General features: G+C 64.7%; 1 protein-coding gene. It reads right to left on the minus strand.

The window, feature by feature from the left end:
- Positions 1-383: 383 nt before the first annotated feature.
- Entirely contained in the window at positions 384-566 is a 183-nt protein-coding gene (locus tag GY769_19755) for a hypothetical protein (GenBank protein MCP4204157.1), read from the minus strand.
- Positions 567-759 lie beyond the last annotated feature (193 nt).

A 759-nucleotide genomic window follows, 5' to 3' on the forward strand; every position in this document is an offset into this window, starting at 1 on the left:
CCGTCGTCGACGAAGTCGCTGCTATCACGAGGGAGCGACCTCTCGAGCAAATCGCAGACGGATGTCGGTACGGATGGGGAGGCACAGAGTATCAGTTGTCCCCCTGCCGCCTTTTCATGAACGTGATCGGCATGTACAGCGGGTTGCTCACTCCCGCTCAAGCTCAGGCTCACCCGCGGCGAGTTGAAGTATTAGCTCAGCGGGAAACGCGCCGAGCTGCTCGCAAGCACATCGGTCGCCTTCCCGCGGATTGTTGGACCGACCACGCCCACTTGATTACAGACTTGAAGTCCCCGGAAGCGGACTCGTCCGCCATCAGGTGGATCGCCGACATTGAGTCGGACGGCTCTCGGATTCGCAAACTTGCGGGCCGAGCGGCGCATTTAGGCGACGGCCTTAGCCGTCACGACGAGGCCCACTCCGCCGCCTTGCGCGAAGCCGCTCGTTCGTTGAGAGGAGCCTCCGTCGAGGACTTCCTCGATGACATGGAAGACGGCGGTCCTCAGCTGGGAGGAGCGGGCTCGCATGTCTTGCCCTTCCCGGAAGACCAGCGCACGTCGGAACATACGCGACCGCCTCCTCGCACGGAGGTGGGGTCGGTTGACCCGGCGTCATACGCCGAGGCCGCTCAGGCTCGTGCGGACAGAATAGCTTCCCTTCGACCCTTGCCGACGAAGTCCGGCAGCGGTTCGAGGGCCAAGCCGGCCGTATCGGCCGTGCTCCGGGTTCCGCCGGCATCTTCAGCGGGGGCCGGCGCCG

Source organism: bacterium, assembly GCA_024224155.1.
GTDB lineage: Bacteria > Acidobacteriota > Thermoanaerobaculia > Multivoradales > JAHEKO01 > CALZIK01.